Origin of the sequence: Promicromonospora vindobonensis, assembly GCF_042685865.1 — a bacterium.
GTDB classification, from domain to species: Bacteria; Actinomycetota; Actinomycetes; order Actinomycetales; family Cellulomonadaceae; genus Promicromonospora; species Promicromonospora vindobonensis.
In genome coordinates this window covers 3,656,667-3,672,004 of the sequence record NZ_JBHUOG010000002.1, presented here as the reverse complement: position 1 = coordinate 3,672,004, position 15,338 = coordinate 3,656,667, and the positions used below count along the sequence as shown (strand labels likewise).

The window sequence follows — 15,338 nt, the reverse complement described above, 5'->3', positions numbered from 1 at the left end:
TCGACCTCGCCGCGGCGGCAGGACGGCCGGCCTCAGGGCTTCGTCCCCGCCCGAGCCCGGGCGGACCGGGCGAACCGGGAGAGCAGCGCGCCGGTCGCGACGAGGAACGCGGCGGCGAGCAGGATCTGCCAGGCGATACCGCCGGTCACCGCGAGCGGGGGCGAGCTGTCCGACGCGACGTCGTGCACGGTCGACGGGCAGCCGTCCGGGGCACAGGGCGCAGAACCCGCGACTGTCAGCCGGTTGCGGATCGTCGCCCCTGCCGCGTCCTCGTCGACCTGGACCTGGTAGGTCAGCACCTCGTCCCCGGACAGACCCGGGATGGTCCACGTGAGCACCGTGCCCTCGAGGACCGCCGTGCCCGCGGTGGTGCTGATGCTCCCTGGCACGACGTCGGCGTGCGGCAGCACCTCCGAGAGGTCGTCCGGCACCACCGCGTCGGTGATGGGACCGTTCGCAAGCTCGCTCGCGGTGATCCGGTAGGTGATGAGATCACCAGGCTGGACCGACGTGCCGGACGCCGGGTCGCTGTCCTTGGCGACCGTCCACGTCGGGCCCGTGGCTCGCCGGTCACGGAACGTGACGAGCGCGAAGTCGGTGCCCGCGTTGCCTGCGTCGACCACCACCGGGTCGCTGACCGGATCCTCCGGCAGCAGGTAGCCGTCCGGTGCGGCGGTCTCGACCCAGAAGTACGTCCCGAACAGCAGGCCGTCGACGGAGCAGGTGCCCTCGTCTCCGGTGGTGCACGAGTCGACCACCTCGTCGGTGCCCGGCTCGTGGGCACCATCGCCGTCGTCCAGCACCAGGTCGAACTCGCCGCCCGGCAGGACCCCGTCGTTCTCGGCGTCCAGCTTGAGGACCGTCAGCGTCGAGGCCACCTGTGGGTCTCGGAAGGTGGACGGCGGCATCGTGGTGCCCGCGTTGCTCGCGTCGACGACGACGGGGTCGCTGACCCGAGCGTCGGGCAGCTCGTAGCCCTGCGGCGCTGCGGTCTCGACCCAGAAGTACGTGCCGAAGTCGCGCTCGCCGATGGTGCAGGTGCCGTCCTCCCCCGTGGTGCACGAGCCGACGGACTGGTCGACGCCCGGGTCGTAGGTCCCGTCACCGTTGTCGAGCACCAGGTCGAACTCGGCGCCTGCCAGCGACTCGTCGGTCTGCGCGTCGAGCTTCACCACGCTGAGCTCCGAGAACAGCCGCGGGTTGCTGAAGGTGAACGTGTTCGGGGCGCCCGCGTTGTCGCCGTCGACGACTATCGCGTCACTGACGGGGTCGTCCGGCATCGGGTAGCCGGCCGGTGGCTCCACCTCCACCCAGAAGTACGTCCCGAAGTCGAGGCCCGCGACCGAGCAGGTGCCGTCGTCCCCGGTGTCGCACGAGCCGACGACGGTGTCGCCCTCGTCGTGCCCGCCGTCGTCATTGGTGTCGAGCACCAGGTCGAACCCCGCGCCGGCCAGCGGTTGCCCATCCTCGGAATCGACCTTCTGCACCGTGAGCTCGGTCAGGACCCGAGGGTTGGAGAAGTCGACCGTCAGGTCGTCGCCGGCATTCTCGGCGTCGATCGTCACGATCACGCTGGTCCGGCTCGCCGGCACCTCGTAGCCCGGCGGTGCGGCGACCTCGTACCAGTAGTAGTCGCCGAAGCGCAGCCCGGTCGCCGTGCACACACCGTCCTCGCCGGTGGTGCACGGTTCGCCGACCGGTTCGTCGGAGCCTTCGGGTCCGTCGGCGACGCTGTCGCCGTCGTCCAGGTAGAGCAGGAAGACGGCGCCCGCGAGCGGCTCTCCACCCTCGCCGTCGAGCTTGCGCACGGAGAGCGCCGTCAGCAGCTGCGGGTCCCTGAAGGTGGTGACCGCGAGCTCGCCGCCCGCGTTGTCGGCGTCGACGACTATCGCGTCGCTGACGGGAGCGTCGGGCAGCTCGTAGCCCGGCGGTGCGGCGGTCTCGACCCACCAGTACGTCCCGAACGTGAGGTCGCCTATCGAGCAGGTGCCATCGTCGCCCGCCGTCTCGCACGATCCAGCGACCGGGTCGACGCCCTCCTCGTAGGTGCCGTCACCGTCGTCGCGCACCAGATCGAACGCGCCGCCTGGGAGAGCGGCACCGGTCGCGGCGTCCAGCTTCTCGACCACGAGCATCGAGCGGACCTGCGGGTCCTCGAACACGAACGGTTCGATCTCGGTACCTGCGTTCGTCGCGTCGACGGTGATCACGCCACCGGTCCGGTCCGCAGGCAGCTCGTAGCCCGGCGGCGCGGCCGCCTCGAACCAGTAGTAGTCACCGAAGTCCAGCGCGCCGATCGAACAGCTGCCGGCATCACCTGTGGTGGTGCACTCGTCGATGAGCTCGTCGTCAGGGTCCGGTCCCGCGCCGACCCCGTCGCCGTCGGTGTCGCGATACAGGCGGAACACCCCACCCGGCAGAGGGTCCGTGGTCTCCGCGTCGAGCTTCTGCACCGTGAGCGCCGAGAGGAGGCGCGGGTCCGCGAACGCGGTCACCGGCAGCTCGGTACCGGCGGTGGAGGCGTCGATGGTGACCATCGCGCTCGTACGGTCGTCGGGCAGGTCGTATCCGGCAGGTGCGGCGACCTCGAACCAGTAGTAGGTGCCGAAGTCCAGCCCGGCCAACCCGCAGGTGCCGTCCGTGCCTTCGGTGGTGCACGTGGCGATCCGCGTGTCGTCCGGGTCGGGCCCGTCGTCCGTGACGCCACCCGCGCCGTCGCCGTCCGTGTCGAGGTAGAGGGCGAACTCGCCGCCGGCCAGCGGCGCCTGGTCCGACGCGTCCAGCTTCTGCACGTCGAGCCGCGACAGGGTTCGCGGGTTGGAGAACTGGACGGTCAGCGCCTCGCCGGCGTTGGCGGGGCCGATGGTGACGATCTCGCTGGTCCGGTCGTCCGGTATCTCGTAACCGGGCGGCACGTCGACCTCGTACCAGTAGTACTCCCCGAAATCGAGGTCGCCGGCGGTGCACAGGCCGTCGCCGTCGTCCCCGGTGGTGCACGCGTCGCCCACCGGCTGGTCGGCACCGGCGGGACCGTCGGCGACGCCGTCGCCGTCGTCCTGGTAGAGCTGGAACACCGCGCCGTCGAGCGGCGCACCCCCCTCCGCGTCGACCTTGAGCACCGACAGGTCGGTGAGCAGGCGCGGGTCGGCGAACGTCGTGACGGGGAACGTGCCGCCTGCGTCGGAGGCGTCGACGACGATCATCGCGCTCGTCCGGTCGGTCGGCAGGCCGTAGCCGGGCGGGGCGGTGACCTCGAACCAGTAGTAGGTGCCGAAGCCCAGGTCGTCGATCGAGCACGTGCCGTCAGCGCCTGCGGTGGTGCAGGTCTCGACCTGCGTGTCGTCGGGGTCGGGCGCTCCGCCGGTCACGCCGTCCGCACCGTCACCGTCGTCGTCGAGGTACAGCGCGAACTCGGCCCCGGCCAGAGTCGTCTCCTGGTCGGACTCGTCGACCTTCTGGACCGCCAGCGTCGAGGCGACCTGCGGGTCGGCGAACGTCGTCGGCTCGATCTGGCCGCCCGCGTTGGTGGCGTCGACGGTGATCATGGGGCTGGTGCGGTCCTGGGGCAGCTGGTATCCGGCGGGTGCGGCGGTCTCGAACCAGTAGTAGGTGCCGAAGTCGAGGTCGCCGACCGAGCAGGTCCCTGCGGGGAGGCCTGTGCTGCACGTGCCGATCAGGGTGTCGTCCACGTCGGGCGCGCCGTCCGTCACGCCGTCCTCACCGTCACCGTCGTCGTCCAGGAACAGGGCGAAGTGCCCGTTCTCCAGCGGCTGTTGGGTGCTCCCGTCGACCTTGCCCACCACGAGCTCCGAGCGCAGGCGCGGGTTCTCGAACGTCGCCACGGGGAGGTCCGTGCCAGCGATCTGGGCGTTGATCGTGATGGCACCGGAGACCTGTGGGTTCGCCGGACCGTACCCGGTCGGCGGGGCCGTCTCGACCCAGAAGTACGTGCCGAAGTCCAGGCTGCCGACCGAGCAGGTGCCGTCTGCACCGGCGGTCTCGCACGAGCCGACCACCTCGTCAGCCCCTTGGTCGTACGCGCCGTTCGCGTTGGTGTCCTCGACCAGGTCGAACGTGGCACCCGCCAGGGGTGCACCGTCGCCGGCCTCGAGCTTCTGCACCGTCAGCTCGGACAGCTCGCGCGGGTCCTCGAAGGTGGAGACCTGAACCTCGTCCACGTTCTCGGCGGTGATCGTCACCGGTGCGCTGTACGGCGGGTCCGGGAGCGTGAAGCCCCGTGGGGCCCGGACCTCGACCCAGATGTAGGTCCCGTAGTCGAGGCCCTCGACCTGGCAGGCACCGGGGCCCAGCCGGGTGGTCTGAGCGAGGGTGACGCACCCGCCGACGAGCGTGTCACCGTCGGAGGGCACGCCGTCGCCGTCGTCGAGGAACAGCTCGAAGACGGCGCCACCCAGCGGCTCCCCGCCGACCGCATCGAGCTTCTCCACCTGCATGGTTCCCGGCGACCGTCCGTTGGCGTACGTGAACGTCTGCTCGGTGCCCGCGTTCGCCGCAGTGACCGGGATCAGCGGGCTCGTCCGGTCGTCCGGCGCGACGTGGCCAGGAGGTGGTGACACCTCGTACCAGTAGTACGCGCCGAACGGCAGGTCGGTGACGGTGCACAGGCCGGTGCCGTCGCGCCCGGTGGTGCAGGGTTCACCGACCGGCTCGTCTCCCTCGTCGGGCTCGTCACCCACGCCGTCGCCGTCGTCGCGGTAGAGCTGGAAGACGGCGCCGTCTAGGAGGTCGCCGCTCTCGGCATCGGTCTTGCGCAGGGTGAGGTCGGTCAGGACCTGCGGGTCCTCGAACGGTGCGGTGATCGTCGCGTCCGGGTTCGCCGCAGTGATCTCGATCCCGCTCACCGACGCCTCTTCCCCGGGCGGCAGCTCGTATCCGGCCGGCGGGACGATCTCCGTGACGGTGTACGTGCCCGTGGGCAGGTTGGCGGCGGTGAGCAGACCGTCCTCAGGGTTCGCACCCGGCGAACCGTCGTTGTCGGTGATCTCGAAGTCGACGTTCCACGGGTCCTGGGCGGCGGCACCGGCAGTGCCCTGGACCCGGAACGTGGCGCAGCAGATCAGCTCGCCCGTGGCGGCGTCGCGCTTCTGCCAGGAGATGGAGCCCAGCGAGTTCACGAAGGTGACGGTCTCGTCCGCCGACTCGCTGGGTGTGACGGTCTGCGCGTCGGCGCCGAGATAGCCGGGCGGCGGGCCCGACTCGGTGACCGTGTACTCGACGCCCGGCTCGACGGTGGGGACCCGGATCACGCCGTCGGCCGGATCGGCGTCGTTCTCGTCGTTGTCGGCGATCTCCAGGCCGTCGCCGGTCCCGCCCGGAAGGGGATTGGGGGACACGGTGAAGGTCGAGCCGCCGACAGGCCTGCCCTGCTCGTCGTTCTTCTCGATCGTCAGCGCGGCGCAGGTCGACTCGATGGCGACGGGCTGGTTGAGGTAGTCCTTGAGCTCAGCGGTCGCCCCGCCCGCCGTCGACCGCACGTTCATGGCGATGAAGTCGCCGAACCCGCACGATTCCTCGCCGAAGAGCGCGCTGATGTTCATGCCGAACTCGAGGAAGAGCTGTGCCGCGCGCTCCCCGTCGGGCAGGGTGATGGCCGAGTCGTTCACGCGGCCCTCGATGTCGGTCGCGGGTGCGCTCTCCCAGCCGGTGTCCGCTGGTCCGACCCAGCGGTCGACCGCGAGGACCGACAGCTCGGAACCGGAGCGTCGGAGGGTGACCCGGAGGTCACCCTCCGACCGGTTCGGTACCGAGACGTTGTTGCCGTTGACCGTGTTCTGCCGCTGGTTGAGCTCCAGGTACCAGGTGACCTGCCCTTGCGTCGCGACCCGGTTCCAGGCGAAGAAGGCGTAGAGGTCCCCGTCCACCACGCGGTCGTACGCCCAGACGTTCTGGATGTCCGAGGCGCCGGGGGCGTTGCCCTGCGCCGCGTTGCTCCACTCGGAGAGCGGCCGGTCCTCGTGGCCGCTGCCGAGGACCGTCGTGTCTCCGCTGCCGATGCCGTCGACCACGTGCGCGGCCGCACCCTCGACAGCCGGCGTTCCCCAGTCGTCCCCTGGCGGGTCGACCGGGGCAGTCGACGTCGTGCTGTTGTCGAAACCCTCGTAGAAGTTGCCGTCGATCTCGAAGTCGCCGATCACCACGTTGCCGGTGGCATTCGCCTGAGCGGGGGGAGCCACCACCCCGCTCAGCCCGAGGACCAGGGACATCGCGAGCAACGACCGCGCAACGCGGGAAAGTGACCAGCCTCCGGTCGGGGTGGTTCCGGATCGACGTGACGGCTTCGGCACAGCTGGCTCCTCGTGGCCCGAAGTGAGACGACAGCCGTGAAATTTCACAGCCGCCTCTCCATTGGGCCCGCCAGCGACGAATGGCGCAAACGCAGTTGAATGCATGTTCCTGCGGGAATGGAAATGCTGCGTGCGTCTTCTTCCGGTCTCAGCCGGGAGCCACGCCGAGATACGCCGGGTCGTGCGACAGCACCGCGTCCAGGAGCCGCACCGCCGCGGCCTTGTCGAGCGGCGCGTTGTACGAACCGCACTTCGGCGACTGCACGCACGCGGGGCACCCGTCGGCGCAGGGGCACGCCGCTATCGCGTCGCGGGTGGCCCGGAGCCACGTGGCGCCCAGGTCGTAGGCACGCTCCGCGAAGCCCGCACCACCCGGATAGGCGTCGTAGACGAACACGGTGGCCTCGCCGGTGTCCGGGTGCAGCTCGGTCGACACCCCGCCGAGGTCCCAGCGATCGCACGTCGCGAGCAGCGGCAGCAGACCGATCGACGCGTGCTCGGCGGCGTGCAGCGCACCCGGCGCCTCCTCGGGGGAGATGTCGGCGGCCCGCAGCACGAACTCCGGTACCGACCACCACACCGCGACGGTGCCGAGGGTGTGCTCGGGCAGCTCCAGCTGTTCGGTCCCCAGCACCTGCATGTCGGGTACCCGGCGGCGCTGAAAGCTCACGACCTGCGACGTCACCTCGACGGGGCCGAGGCCCCACGTGACGGGCCCCCACTCCCGGGTGACCAGGTCGTGGCCGGGGCCGTCCCCGCCCTGCGCGCCGGCGTCGGCATCCTCGACGTCCTCGCCCCAGCCCTCGATGGCCACCGACATGACCGAGCGCGACCAGGTGCCGTAGTCGAGCCGCCGTCGCTGCACGACGGCGGTGTGGTCGGCCAGGTCGAGGTGCGCCACCACGTAGGTGGTGCCCTGGTGCACGTAGACGGCGCCGTCATGGACCTGGCCGTCCGCCGACGCCGCGTCGACGGTGCCCAGCATGCGCCCGGTGCCCTGCTCGACCACGCGCACGGGCGACCCGCCGGCTCCGCGCAGGTCGGTGAGCCCGGTCGCGGCCTGGTGGTGGGTCCAGTACCACCCGGACGTCCGACGCCGGAGCGCTCCCCGTGCGACCAGCACCTCCAGGATCCCGCGTACGTGGGCGGGTTCGCCGAAGGCCGAGAGGTCCTCCGCGCGCAGTGGCGCCTCCTGCGCCGCCGCGCACAGGTGGGGTGCGAGCACGTGCGGGTTCGCTGGATCGAACACCGTCGCTTCGAGCGGGGCGTCGAACACCGCCTCGGGATGGGTCACGAGGTAGGTGTCCAGCGGGTCCTCGCGCGCGACGAAGGCGACCAGGCCGTCGGCGCCCGCCCGGCCGGCCCGGCCCGCCTGCTGCCACAGGGACATGCGGGTGCCCGGCCAGCCTGCGATGAGCACCGCGTCCAGGCCGGAGATGTCCACGCCGAGCTCGAGCGCGTTGGTCGTCGCCAGGCCGAGCAGGTCACCGCTACGGAGCGCCTGCTCCAGCTCGCGACGCTCCTCCGGCAGGTAGCCGCCACGGTAGGCGGCGATCCGGCGGGCGGCGTCGGGGGCCGCGTGCCGCAGGTGGTCGCGAGCCTGCTGCGCCACCGACTCCGCGCCGCGGCGCGACCGGGTGAACGCGAGGCTGCGGGCTCCGGCCGCGGACAGGTCGGCGAGCAGGTCTGCGACCTCCGCGGTGGCGGACCGGCGGGGATGCTCCGGCGGGGCCTCGGTGGCGACCGGCGCGGCCTCGGGGTCGGGCTCTGCCGCGGGCAGGGCCCAGGGGTCCGGCTCGGTGAGGTCGGCACGTCGCATCGAGATCGGCTCATCGCTGGACCGATCTCGGTGCAGGCTGCCGACCTCGGCGCTGAGGTCGGCGTCGGCCGGCGGGCGCCAGCCCGTGATCTCCGGGGGCTGCCACAGCACCACGGTGCGGCGTCCGGAAGGCGAGGCGTCCTCGGTGACCGCGGTGACGTCGTCGGGCGCCACGCCGATGAGGCGGGCCGCGCTGACCGCGGGCTCCGCCGTCGTCGCCGAGGCGACGACGAACGTGGGCGACCCCACCCCGTATCGCGCCGCGAGGCGCGCGAGCCGCCGCAGCACCAGGGAGACGTGGGCTCCGAAGACCCCGCGGTAGGCGTGCCCCTCGTCGACGACGACGTAACGGAGCCCTTTCAGCAGACGCGTCCAGCGGCGATGGTTCGGCAGCAGGGAGTAGTGCAGGAAGTCCGGATTGGTGAGGACGACGTCGGCATGGTCCTGCACCCAGGAGCGCTCCTCGCGCGAGGTGTCACCGTCGCACGTCGCGACCCGGACGTCCCGGGTGCCCGCAGCGTCGAGGACGCGTTCGAGCGCGCTCAGCTGGTCGGCGGCCAGCGCCTTGGTGGGGCTGAGGTAGATCGTCGTGGGACGGACGTGCGCCGACTCGATGTTGCCGGGGTCCAGCGTGGCGGCCGCCGCGGCGGTCCGGACGGCGGACAGGGCCGGCAGCCAGAACGCCAGCGACTTGCCTGATCCCGTCGACGTCGCGAGCGCGGTGTGCCGGCCCTGGTGGACGAGGTCGGCGGCGACGGCCTGGTGCGTCCACGGCCGGTCGACGCCGAGCCGCCGGTATCCCTGCACCACCGTCGCGTCTGCCCAGCGCGGCCAGTCCGCGTGCTCCGCCGTGCGCTCCGGAAACGTGCGGGAGGCCGTCAGCCGCTCGGCGCGTGCGCCGCCGGCGAGGAGCACGTCGAGAAGCGGGTGGGTGGGGACGTCGGGCACGCTGGACAGTCTCGCACCCGGAACCGCTGGACCGGAGCGACCGCACGGGCCGCTCCGGTCCAGCGGAGCCCTCCGCGGTCAGTCGCGGAAGGTCTCGATCCGTGCGCCGAGCTCGATGAGGCGCTCGGCCAGCTGCTCGTAGCCGCGCGCGATGATGTCGACGTCGCGCAGCACCGACGTCCCCGTCGAGGCGAGCATCCCGAGGAGGATGACGACGGCCGGCCGCAGGGCCGGGGGGCAGCTCACCTCGGCGCCGCGCCAGCGCGTCGGGCCGGTGACCTGGAGCCGGTGGGCGTCCATGAGCTGAACGTCCGCGCCCAGGCGGGTGAGGTCGGTGAGATGGATGGCGCGGTTCTCGTAGACCCAGTCGTGGATGAGCGTGCTGCCGGTGGCCCGCGCCGCGATGACGGCGAAGAACGGCAGGTTGTCGATGTTCAGGCCGGGAAACGGCATGGAGTGGATCTTGTCGATCGGGGCGCGTAGATCGCTCGGGTGCACCGTGACGTCGACCAGGCGGGTGCGGCCGTTGTACGCGACGTACTCCGGGCTCAGGGTGTACTGCTGGCCCATCTCGGCGAGGGTGGCGAGCTCGATCTCCATGAACTCGATCGGCACCCGCGACACGGTGATCTCCGACCCGGTCACGATCCCGGCGGTCAGCAGGCTCATCGCCTCGACCGGGTCCTCGGAGACCGTGTACTCGACGTCCGTCTCGAACCGGGTGCGCCCGTGCACGCGCAGGGTGGTGGTGCCGATGCCCTCGATCCGCACGCCGAGCAGCTCCAGGTAGAAGCACAGGTCCTGGACCATGTAGTTCGGGCTCGCGTTGCGGATGGTGGTCACGGCGTCGCGGCCGGCGGCAGCCATCAGCGCGTTCTCGGTGACGGTGTCGCCGCGTTCGGTGAGGACTATCGAGAGGTCACCGCTGCCGGGCGTGGCCGTCGCCTGGTAGTGCCCGGAGGTCGCGACGACGTCGAGCCCGAACGGGCGCAGCGCGATCATGTGCGGCTCGACGGTGCGCGTGCCGAGGTCGCAGCCACCGGCGTAGGGCAGCTCGAAGTAGGGCTCGAGCCCGAGCAGCGGGCCGAAGAACATGATGATCGAACGGGTGCGCACCGCTGCGTCGACGTCGATGGCCGCCAGGTCGAGCTTCTCGGGGCGGACGATCTCGAGATCGCGTCCGTTCGGCGCCCAGGTGGCGCGTACTCCGATGGAGCGCAGCACGTCGAGGATCCGGTCGACCTCGACGATCCGGGCGACGTTGCGCAGCACCGTGCGACCGTGGTTGAGGAGCGACGCACACAGGAGTGCCACCGCGCCGTTCTTGGACGAGTTCACCTCGATGGTTCCCGAGAGCTGGTGTCCGCCCTCGATGCGAAGGTGGGTCCGCTTGGCGGCGCCGGCGGTGATGAGCTCCGAGTCGAGAGCGGCGCTGATCCGGCCGATCATCTCAAGGCTGAGATTCTGCGCACCCTGCTCGATCCGGTGCACGGCGCTCTGGCTCGTGTTCAGCCTTTCGGCGAGCTGCGCCTGGGTGAGGCCCCGGTGCTGGCGGGCACCGCGGACCAGGGAACCTACCTGTGCGGCATCCACCACGGGAATCGATCCGGTGAGTGGGCGGTCGGGGCTGGCGATAGTCACGAGGACGACTGTAACTCACATATGAGATACGGCCATCGATCGTTGCGGACGTCACAGGTCGAAGAGCGTTGGCTGCTCCAAGTAGACACCCTCCGTCGCCAGCATGCGTAGCTTGGTGCGCGGGCCGCCGCGGGCCGAGAAGCCGCCGACCCGCCGGCCTGCCGCCAGCACGCGGTGGCACGGCACGATCGGCGGGAACGGATTGCGGCCCATCGCCTGCCCGACCGCCTGGGCTGCTCTGGGTGCACCCAGCTCGGTGGCCACCTCGCCGTACGTGCGGGTCTCGCCCGGCGGGATGGCGCGTACCACCTCGTACACGCGGCGGTCGAAGTCCGGGACGGCACTCATGTCCAGATGGATCTCGGCGAGGTCCCCGACGCCGTCGTCGAGCAAGCGGGTCAGCGCCGCGACCGCGGCGGCGACAGGCGTCGGCGGGGCCTCGACGGAGCCCGGGTACCAGCCGCGCACGGCGCCCCGGACCTGGTCGGCGCCGCCGTGGGGCAGTGCCGAGCCGACGATCTCCGCGTTCTCGTTCCAGACGAGCGCGCACTCACCGATCGCCGTCGGGATCACCGCGAACTCGAACGTGTTGCGATCCATGCGCCACACCATAGGCCGCACCACTGACAGGGATCAGGATGGTCGTCGCTCCCGAGACCGACGACCGTCCGGTCAGCCGGTGGCCCAGCGGGCCGCGAGGCTGCTCGCCTTCTCCGCAGCGTCGGGCCCGCTGCTCGCCGACGCCGCGAGGTCGCCGGCCGCCGCCAGCCCTGCCGCGAAGCCCACCGCGTAGGTGGTGACCGGTGCGGCGGGCCGGGCGACGGCGTGTGCGGCGTCACGGGCCAGGTCGAGCACCGCCGGGACGTCGATGGTGCCAGGGGGGAGGCCGAGCTCTGTCTCCAGGGCTTCCACCCAGCCGTCGAGGTCTGTCATCTCGGATCCTTTCGGTCGTCGCCGGTCGCGGCGCCCAGCCTGGCCGCGTCGGCGGGGGTGTCGATGTCGTCGCTCCAGCCTGTCGGGTCCGGCACCTGTGTGCAGTGCAGCCCGCTCACCAGCCGCTTCATGGGGGCGCCGTCCGCCTCGATCTCTCTGAGGGCGACGTCGAGCGCCGCGCGCCGGTACAGCCCGACCAGCCACTGGGGCCGCCCGTCGCGTACCAGGTAGGCGCCGTCGGAGGGTTCACGTGAAACTGCCTGCTCCAGGAGCGCGATCGCCCCGGCGGCATGTGGCACGTCCACCGCCAGGAGCAGCGTCCAGGACGCACTCGGGGCAGGCAGGGCGCGCAATCCTGCCGCCAGGCCCGCGACCGGCCCGCCGAACGGCGGATCCTCCTGCGTGAGCACGGTCCGCGGTCCGGCGCCGCCCGCAGAGGCCGCCGGCAGCACCCCCGCGAGCTCGGGCGGGCCTACCGCCACAACCGTCCGGGCGCGCTCGCTCGCGGCGAGCGCCCGGTCGAGGAGTCGCGCGCCGTCGACGACGAGGCGTGCCTTGGACGCACCGCCGAGCCGGGTGGCTCGTCCACCGGCCAGTACCACGGCGTCGTACTCGACCAGGGGCAGCGGTCCGGTCATCGCAGCATCAGCACCCGGACGGGATCGCCGATGCGCACCTTCTCCACGTCGGGCGCTACGAGGGCAAGGCCGTCGGCGGCGGCGAGCGCGGACAGGGCGTGGTTGGAACCGGCGGGCACGACGCCGACGGCGCTCGGTGCGGTGCTGTCGGTCGCGCCGTCGTCGGCGAGCGGGACCAGCCGGACCGGGACGACACGCAACCGTCCGGGAGAGCCGGACCAGCCGGCCGCGGCGGCGAACGTCGGGTGGTGTCGTACCGGGCCCTGCTTGTCTCGGAGCCGGTCGATCGCCGGGCGGGCGAACAGCTCGAACGACGCGTACGCCCCCACCGGGTTGCCCGGCAGTGCCAGCCACGGCACACCGCGCCAGCGTGCCAGGCCCTGGGGCTTGCCGGGGGACATCGCGACGGTGGCGACGTCGACGTCGGTAGTGGAGGAGCCGCCGTCCGCGCCGGGAGCCGACGCCGCAAGGACCTCTCGCACCACGTCCGCCGCGCCCGCCGAGACGCCGCCGGCGGTCACGATCAGGTCGGCTCCCGGGCGCCCTGCCCCGGTCGAGCGCACCGCTTCGTCGAGCGCGCCACGGAGGGCCGCCGGGTCGTCGGGCACCGGTCCCAGCCGGACGACGTCGGCGCCGGCCGCTCGGGCTGCCGCCGCGAGCATCGGCCCGTTGGAGTCGGTGATCTGCCCTGGCCCGAGCGGTTCGCCCGCCGGCACCAGCTCGGACCCGGTCGACAGGACGGCGACCAGTGGCCGGCGTCGGACCGGGACACGCACCGTGCCCGACGCCGCAAGGGCGCCCACGAGCGCGGCCGTCACCTCTGTCCCGGCGCGCGCGAGACGCTCCCCCTGACGGACGTCCTCACCCGCGCCCCTGACGTGTGCCCTGGGCTGTCGGGCGAGTGTCACCGACGGCTCCGTGCGGGGCGCGCCCGCGACGAACCGGCCGGTCGAGGTGTGCTCGACGGGGACCACCGCGTCCGCGCCGGACGGGAGCGGGGCACCGGTCATGATCCGCAGGGCCTGTCCAGGGCCGACCGTGGCCGGGCCGCTCTCGCCCGCCGCGACGTCGCCCGTCACCTGGAGGGTCACCGGGCTGCCGTCGGGCGGCAGGTCCGCCAGGCGCACGGCGTACCCGTCCATCGCCGCACCGTCGAAGGGCGGGACGGAGGCCGTGGCGTACAGGTCTTCGGCGAGTACCGCACCCAGCGCGTCCTCGAGTTCCTGTTCCTCGGATCGCAGTGGTGTGACCAGGGCGAGCACGCGCTCGACATGCTCGGTCACGCTGCGCGCCTGCGGCTCCATGGGTCCGACCATAGGACAGTCGGCGGCGGCAGTCGTTTCCGGGCCCGCACAGCCTGCCGTCGCGCACGGTGAGCAGCGATAATCTCGCGCATGCGCCTTCACCACATCCAGGTTGCCTGCCCGCGCGACGGGGAGGACTCCGCCCGCAGCTTCTACGGGGACGGCCTCGGCCTGACCGAGGTCCCCAAGCCGGAGGCGCTCGCCGGTCGCGGCGGCTGCTGGTTCCGGGACTTCGACGAGGAGGGCCGCACGATCGCCGAGATCCACGTCGGCGTCGAGGAGCCGTTCGCGCCCGCCCGCAAGGCGCACCCGGCCCTCGTGGCCGACGACGTCGCGCACCTCGAGTCCGTCGGCGCCCGCCTGGCGCGCCTCGGGTTCGAGGTCACCTGGAAGGACCGCCACACGTTCGACGGCTACGAGCGCTTCCACGCTTTCGACGGGGCGGGCAACCGCGTGGAGGTCCTGGCACCGGTCGGGTGAGGCTCAAGGCAGCTTCGTCACCAGTGTCGAAACTGCCAGGCGTGGTGGATCCTCAGCCCTGCACACCCCTGCGCACCGGGCCCAGCGTGAACAGCAGCGTCGCCAGGCCGGTCGCGGCGAGCAGCGCGAAGCCGATGCCGTAGTCGCCCTCGAACTGGTACACCGCGCCCATGACGAGGGGCGGCACGAACCCGCCGAGCCCGCCGGCGGCGCCGACGACGCCGGTCACCGCCCCGACCTTTTCGGCGGGCGCGACCTTCGCCACCAGCGCGAACGTGGCACCCGACGACGCGCCCAGTGCCGCTGCCAGGCCGAGGAACGCGATCGTGCCCACGGGGACGAGCCCTGGCTGGAACGCGACGACAGCGGCCAGCAGCGTGACCACCGCGAAGCACCAGAGAGACACGTTCACCGGCCCGAGCCGGTCGGACAGCACCCCGCCGACGGGTCGCATCACCACGGCGAGCACCACGAACCCGGCGGTGCGGGCCGCCGCGTCGGAGGCCGCCAGGTCATAGGCGTTCGCGAGGAACGTCGGCAGGTACACGCTGAACGCGACGAACCCGCCGAACCCGACCGTGTACAGCCACGACAGCTGCAGGGTCGCGGGAATCGTGAGGATCGACCACGTGCGCGCCCACATCCCGCCTGCCTCCCCTTGAGTGTGTCCAGGGGCGTCCCGCAGCAGGAACCACGAGCTGATCGCGAAGACCGCGAGCAGCACCGCGACCAGCACGAACGGTGCCCAGCGGCCGAGGGCGTCGGCCAGGGGCACCGTGGTGAACGACGAGACGGCGGTGCCGCCCATGCCGACCCCGAAGATTCCCAGCGCCGTGCCCCGACGCTCGGGCGCGAACCAGGCGTTGACGAACGGGACGCCCACCGCGAACGTCGTGCCGCCGAGCCCCAGCAGGAACCCACCGACGAGGAGCGCGGCGTACGAGTCGGCCAGCAGCCCGACGAACAGGACCGGGATGATCGTCAGCGCGCTCACGACCGGGAACATCACCCTGGCCCCGAGCCGGTCCGTGAGAGCGCCCACCGGGATCCGGCCCACGGACCCGACGATCACGGGCACGGCCACGAGCACCGACTGCTCGATCTCCGACAGCCCGTACTCGACGCCGTACGCCTTTCCGAGCGGGCTGATCAGGGCCCACGCCCAGAAGTTCATCGCGAAGCCCACGGTGGCCAGCGCCAGCTGGATGCTCGACGACGTCCCGGCGACCCCGGTGCGTCGGCCTGGCGGGACGGGTAGTGCCTGCTCCAT

At 72.1% G+C, this 15,338-nt stretch carries 9 protein-coding genes; 1 reads left to right on the top strand and 8 read right to left on the bottom strand.

Features of this window, described 5'->3' with window-relative positions:
* Positions 1 to 32 precede the first annotated feature (32 nt).
* The 7 genes from ACFS27_RS29490 to ACFS27_RS29460 all read right to left on the bottom strand — a co-directional run bounded on the left by ACFS27_RS29490 (position 33) and on the right by ACFS27_RS29460 (position 13,588).
* Positions 33 to 6,224 (bottom strand): MSCRAMM family protein, encoded by a 6,192-nt coding sequence (locus ACFS27_RS29490; protein WP_377190997.1) that lies wholly within the window; start codon positions 6,222 to 6,224, stop codon positions 33 to 35.
* 229 nt (positions 6,225 to 6,453) lie between these two features.
* Complete coding sequence (locus ACFS27_RS29485) at positions 6,454 to 9,072, bottom strand: DEAD/DEAH box helicase (RefSeq protein ID WP_377190995.1); 2,619 nt, start codon at positions 9,070 to 9,072, stop codon at positions 6,454 to 6,456.
* A 78-nt stretch (positions 9,073 to 9,150) separates the two neighbouring features.
* Positions 9,151 to 10,713, bottom strand: coding sequence for a UDP-N-acetylglucosamine 1-carboxyvinyltransferase (locus tag ACFS27_RS29480; protein WP_377190993.1), 1,563 nt, complete (start codon positions 10,711 to 10,713; stop codon positions 9,151 to 9,153).
* A 51-nt stretch (positions 10,714 to 10,764) separates the two neighbouring features.
* The gene (locus tag ACFS27_RS29475) at positions 10,765 to 11,313 is read right to left on the bottom strand and encodes a methylated-DNA--[protein]-cysteine S-methyltransferase (RefSeq protein WP_377190991.1); all 549 of its coding nucleotides are present in this window, start codon (positions 11,311 to 11,313) and stop codon (positions 10,765 to 10,767) included.
* Positions 11,314 to 11,385: 72 nt separating this feature from the next.
* Positions 11,386 to 11,646: a DUF6457 domain-containing protein gene (locus ACFS27_RS29470; RefSeq protein ID WP_377190989.1), complete on the bottom strand. Its 261-nt coding sequence runs from the start codon at positions 11,644 to 11,646 to the stop codon at positions 11,386 to 11,388.
* Positions 11,643 to 12,284 (bottom strand): molybdenum cofactor guanylyltransferase, encoded by a 642-nt coding sequence (gene mobA, locus ACFS27_RS29465; RefSeq protein WP_377190987.1) that lies wholly within the window; start codon positions 12,282 to 12,284, stop codon positions 11,643 to 11,645. The genes ACFS27_RS29470 and mobA overlap by 4 nt, the downstream gene beginning before the upstream one ends.
* The gene (locus ACFS27_RS29460) at positions 12,281 to 13,588 is read right to left on the bottom strand and encodes a molybdopterin molybdotransferase MoeA (protein WP_377190985.1); all 1,308 of its coding nucleotides are present in this window, start codon (positions 13,586 to 13,588) and stop codon (positions 12,281 to 12,283) included. The genes mobA and ACFS27_RS29460 overlap by 4 nt, the downstream gene beginning before the upstream one ends.
* Before the next feature lie 90 nt (positions 13,589 to 13,678).
* Here ACFS27_RS29460 and ACFS27_RS29455 point away from each other — a divergent pair, with 90 nt between their 5' ends.
* Positions 13,679 to 14,068 carry a VOC family protein gene (locus ACFS27_RS29455; protein ID WP_377190983.1) on the top strand — a complete coding sequence of 130 codons (390 nt, stop codon included), beginning with the start codon at positions 13,679 to 13,681 and terminating at the stop codon, positions 14,066 to 14,068.
* Positions 14,069 to 14,120: 52 nt separating this feature from the next.
* On the opposite strand, the gene ACFS27_RS29450 is transcribed toward ACFS27_RS29455, so the two are convergent.
* Positions 14,121 to 15,338, bottom strand: coding sequence for an MFS transporter (locus tag ACFS27_RS29450; RefSeq protein ID WP_377190981.1), 1,218 nt, complete (start codon positions 15,336 to 15,338; stop codon positions 14,121 to 14,123).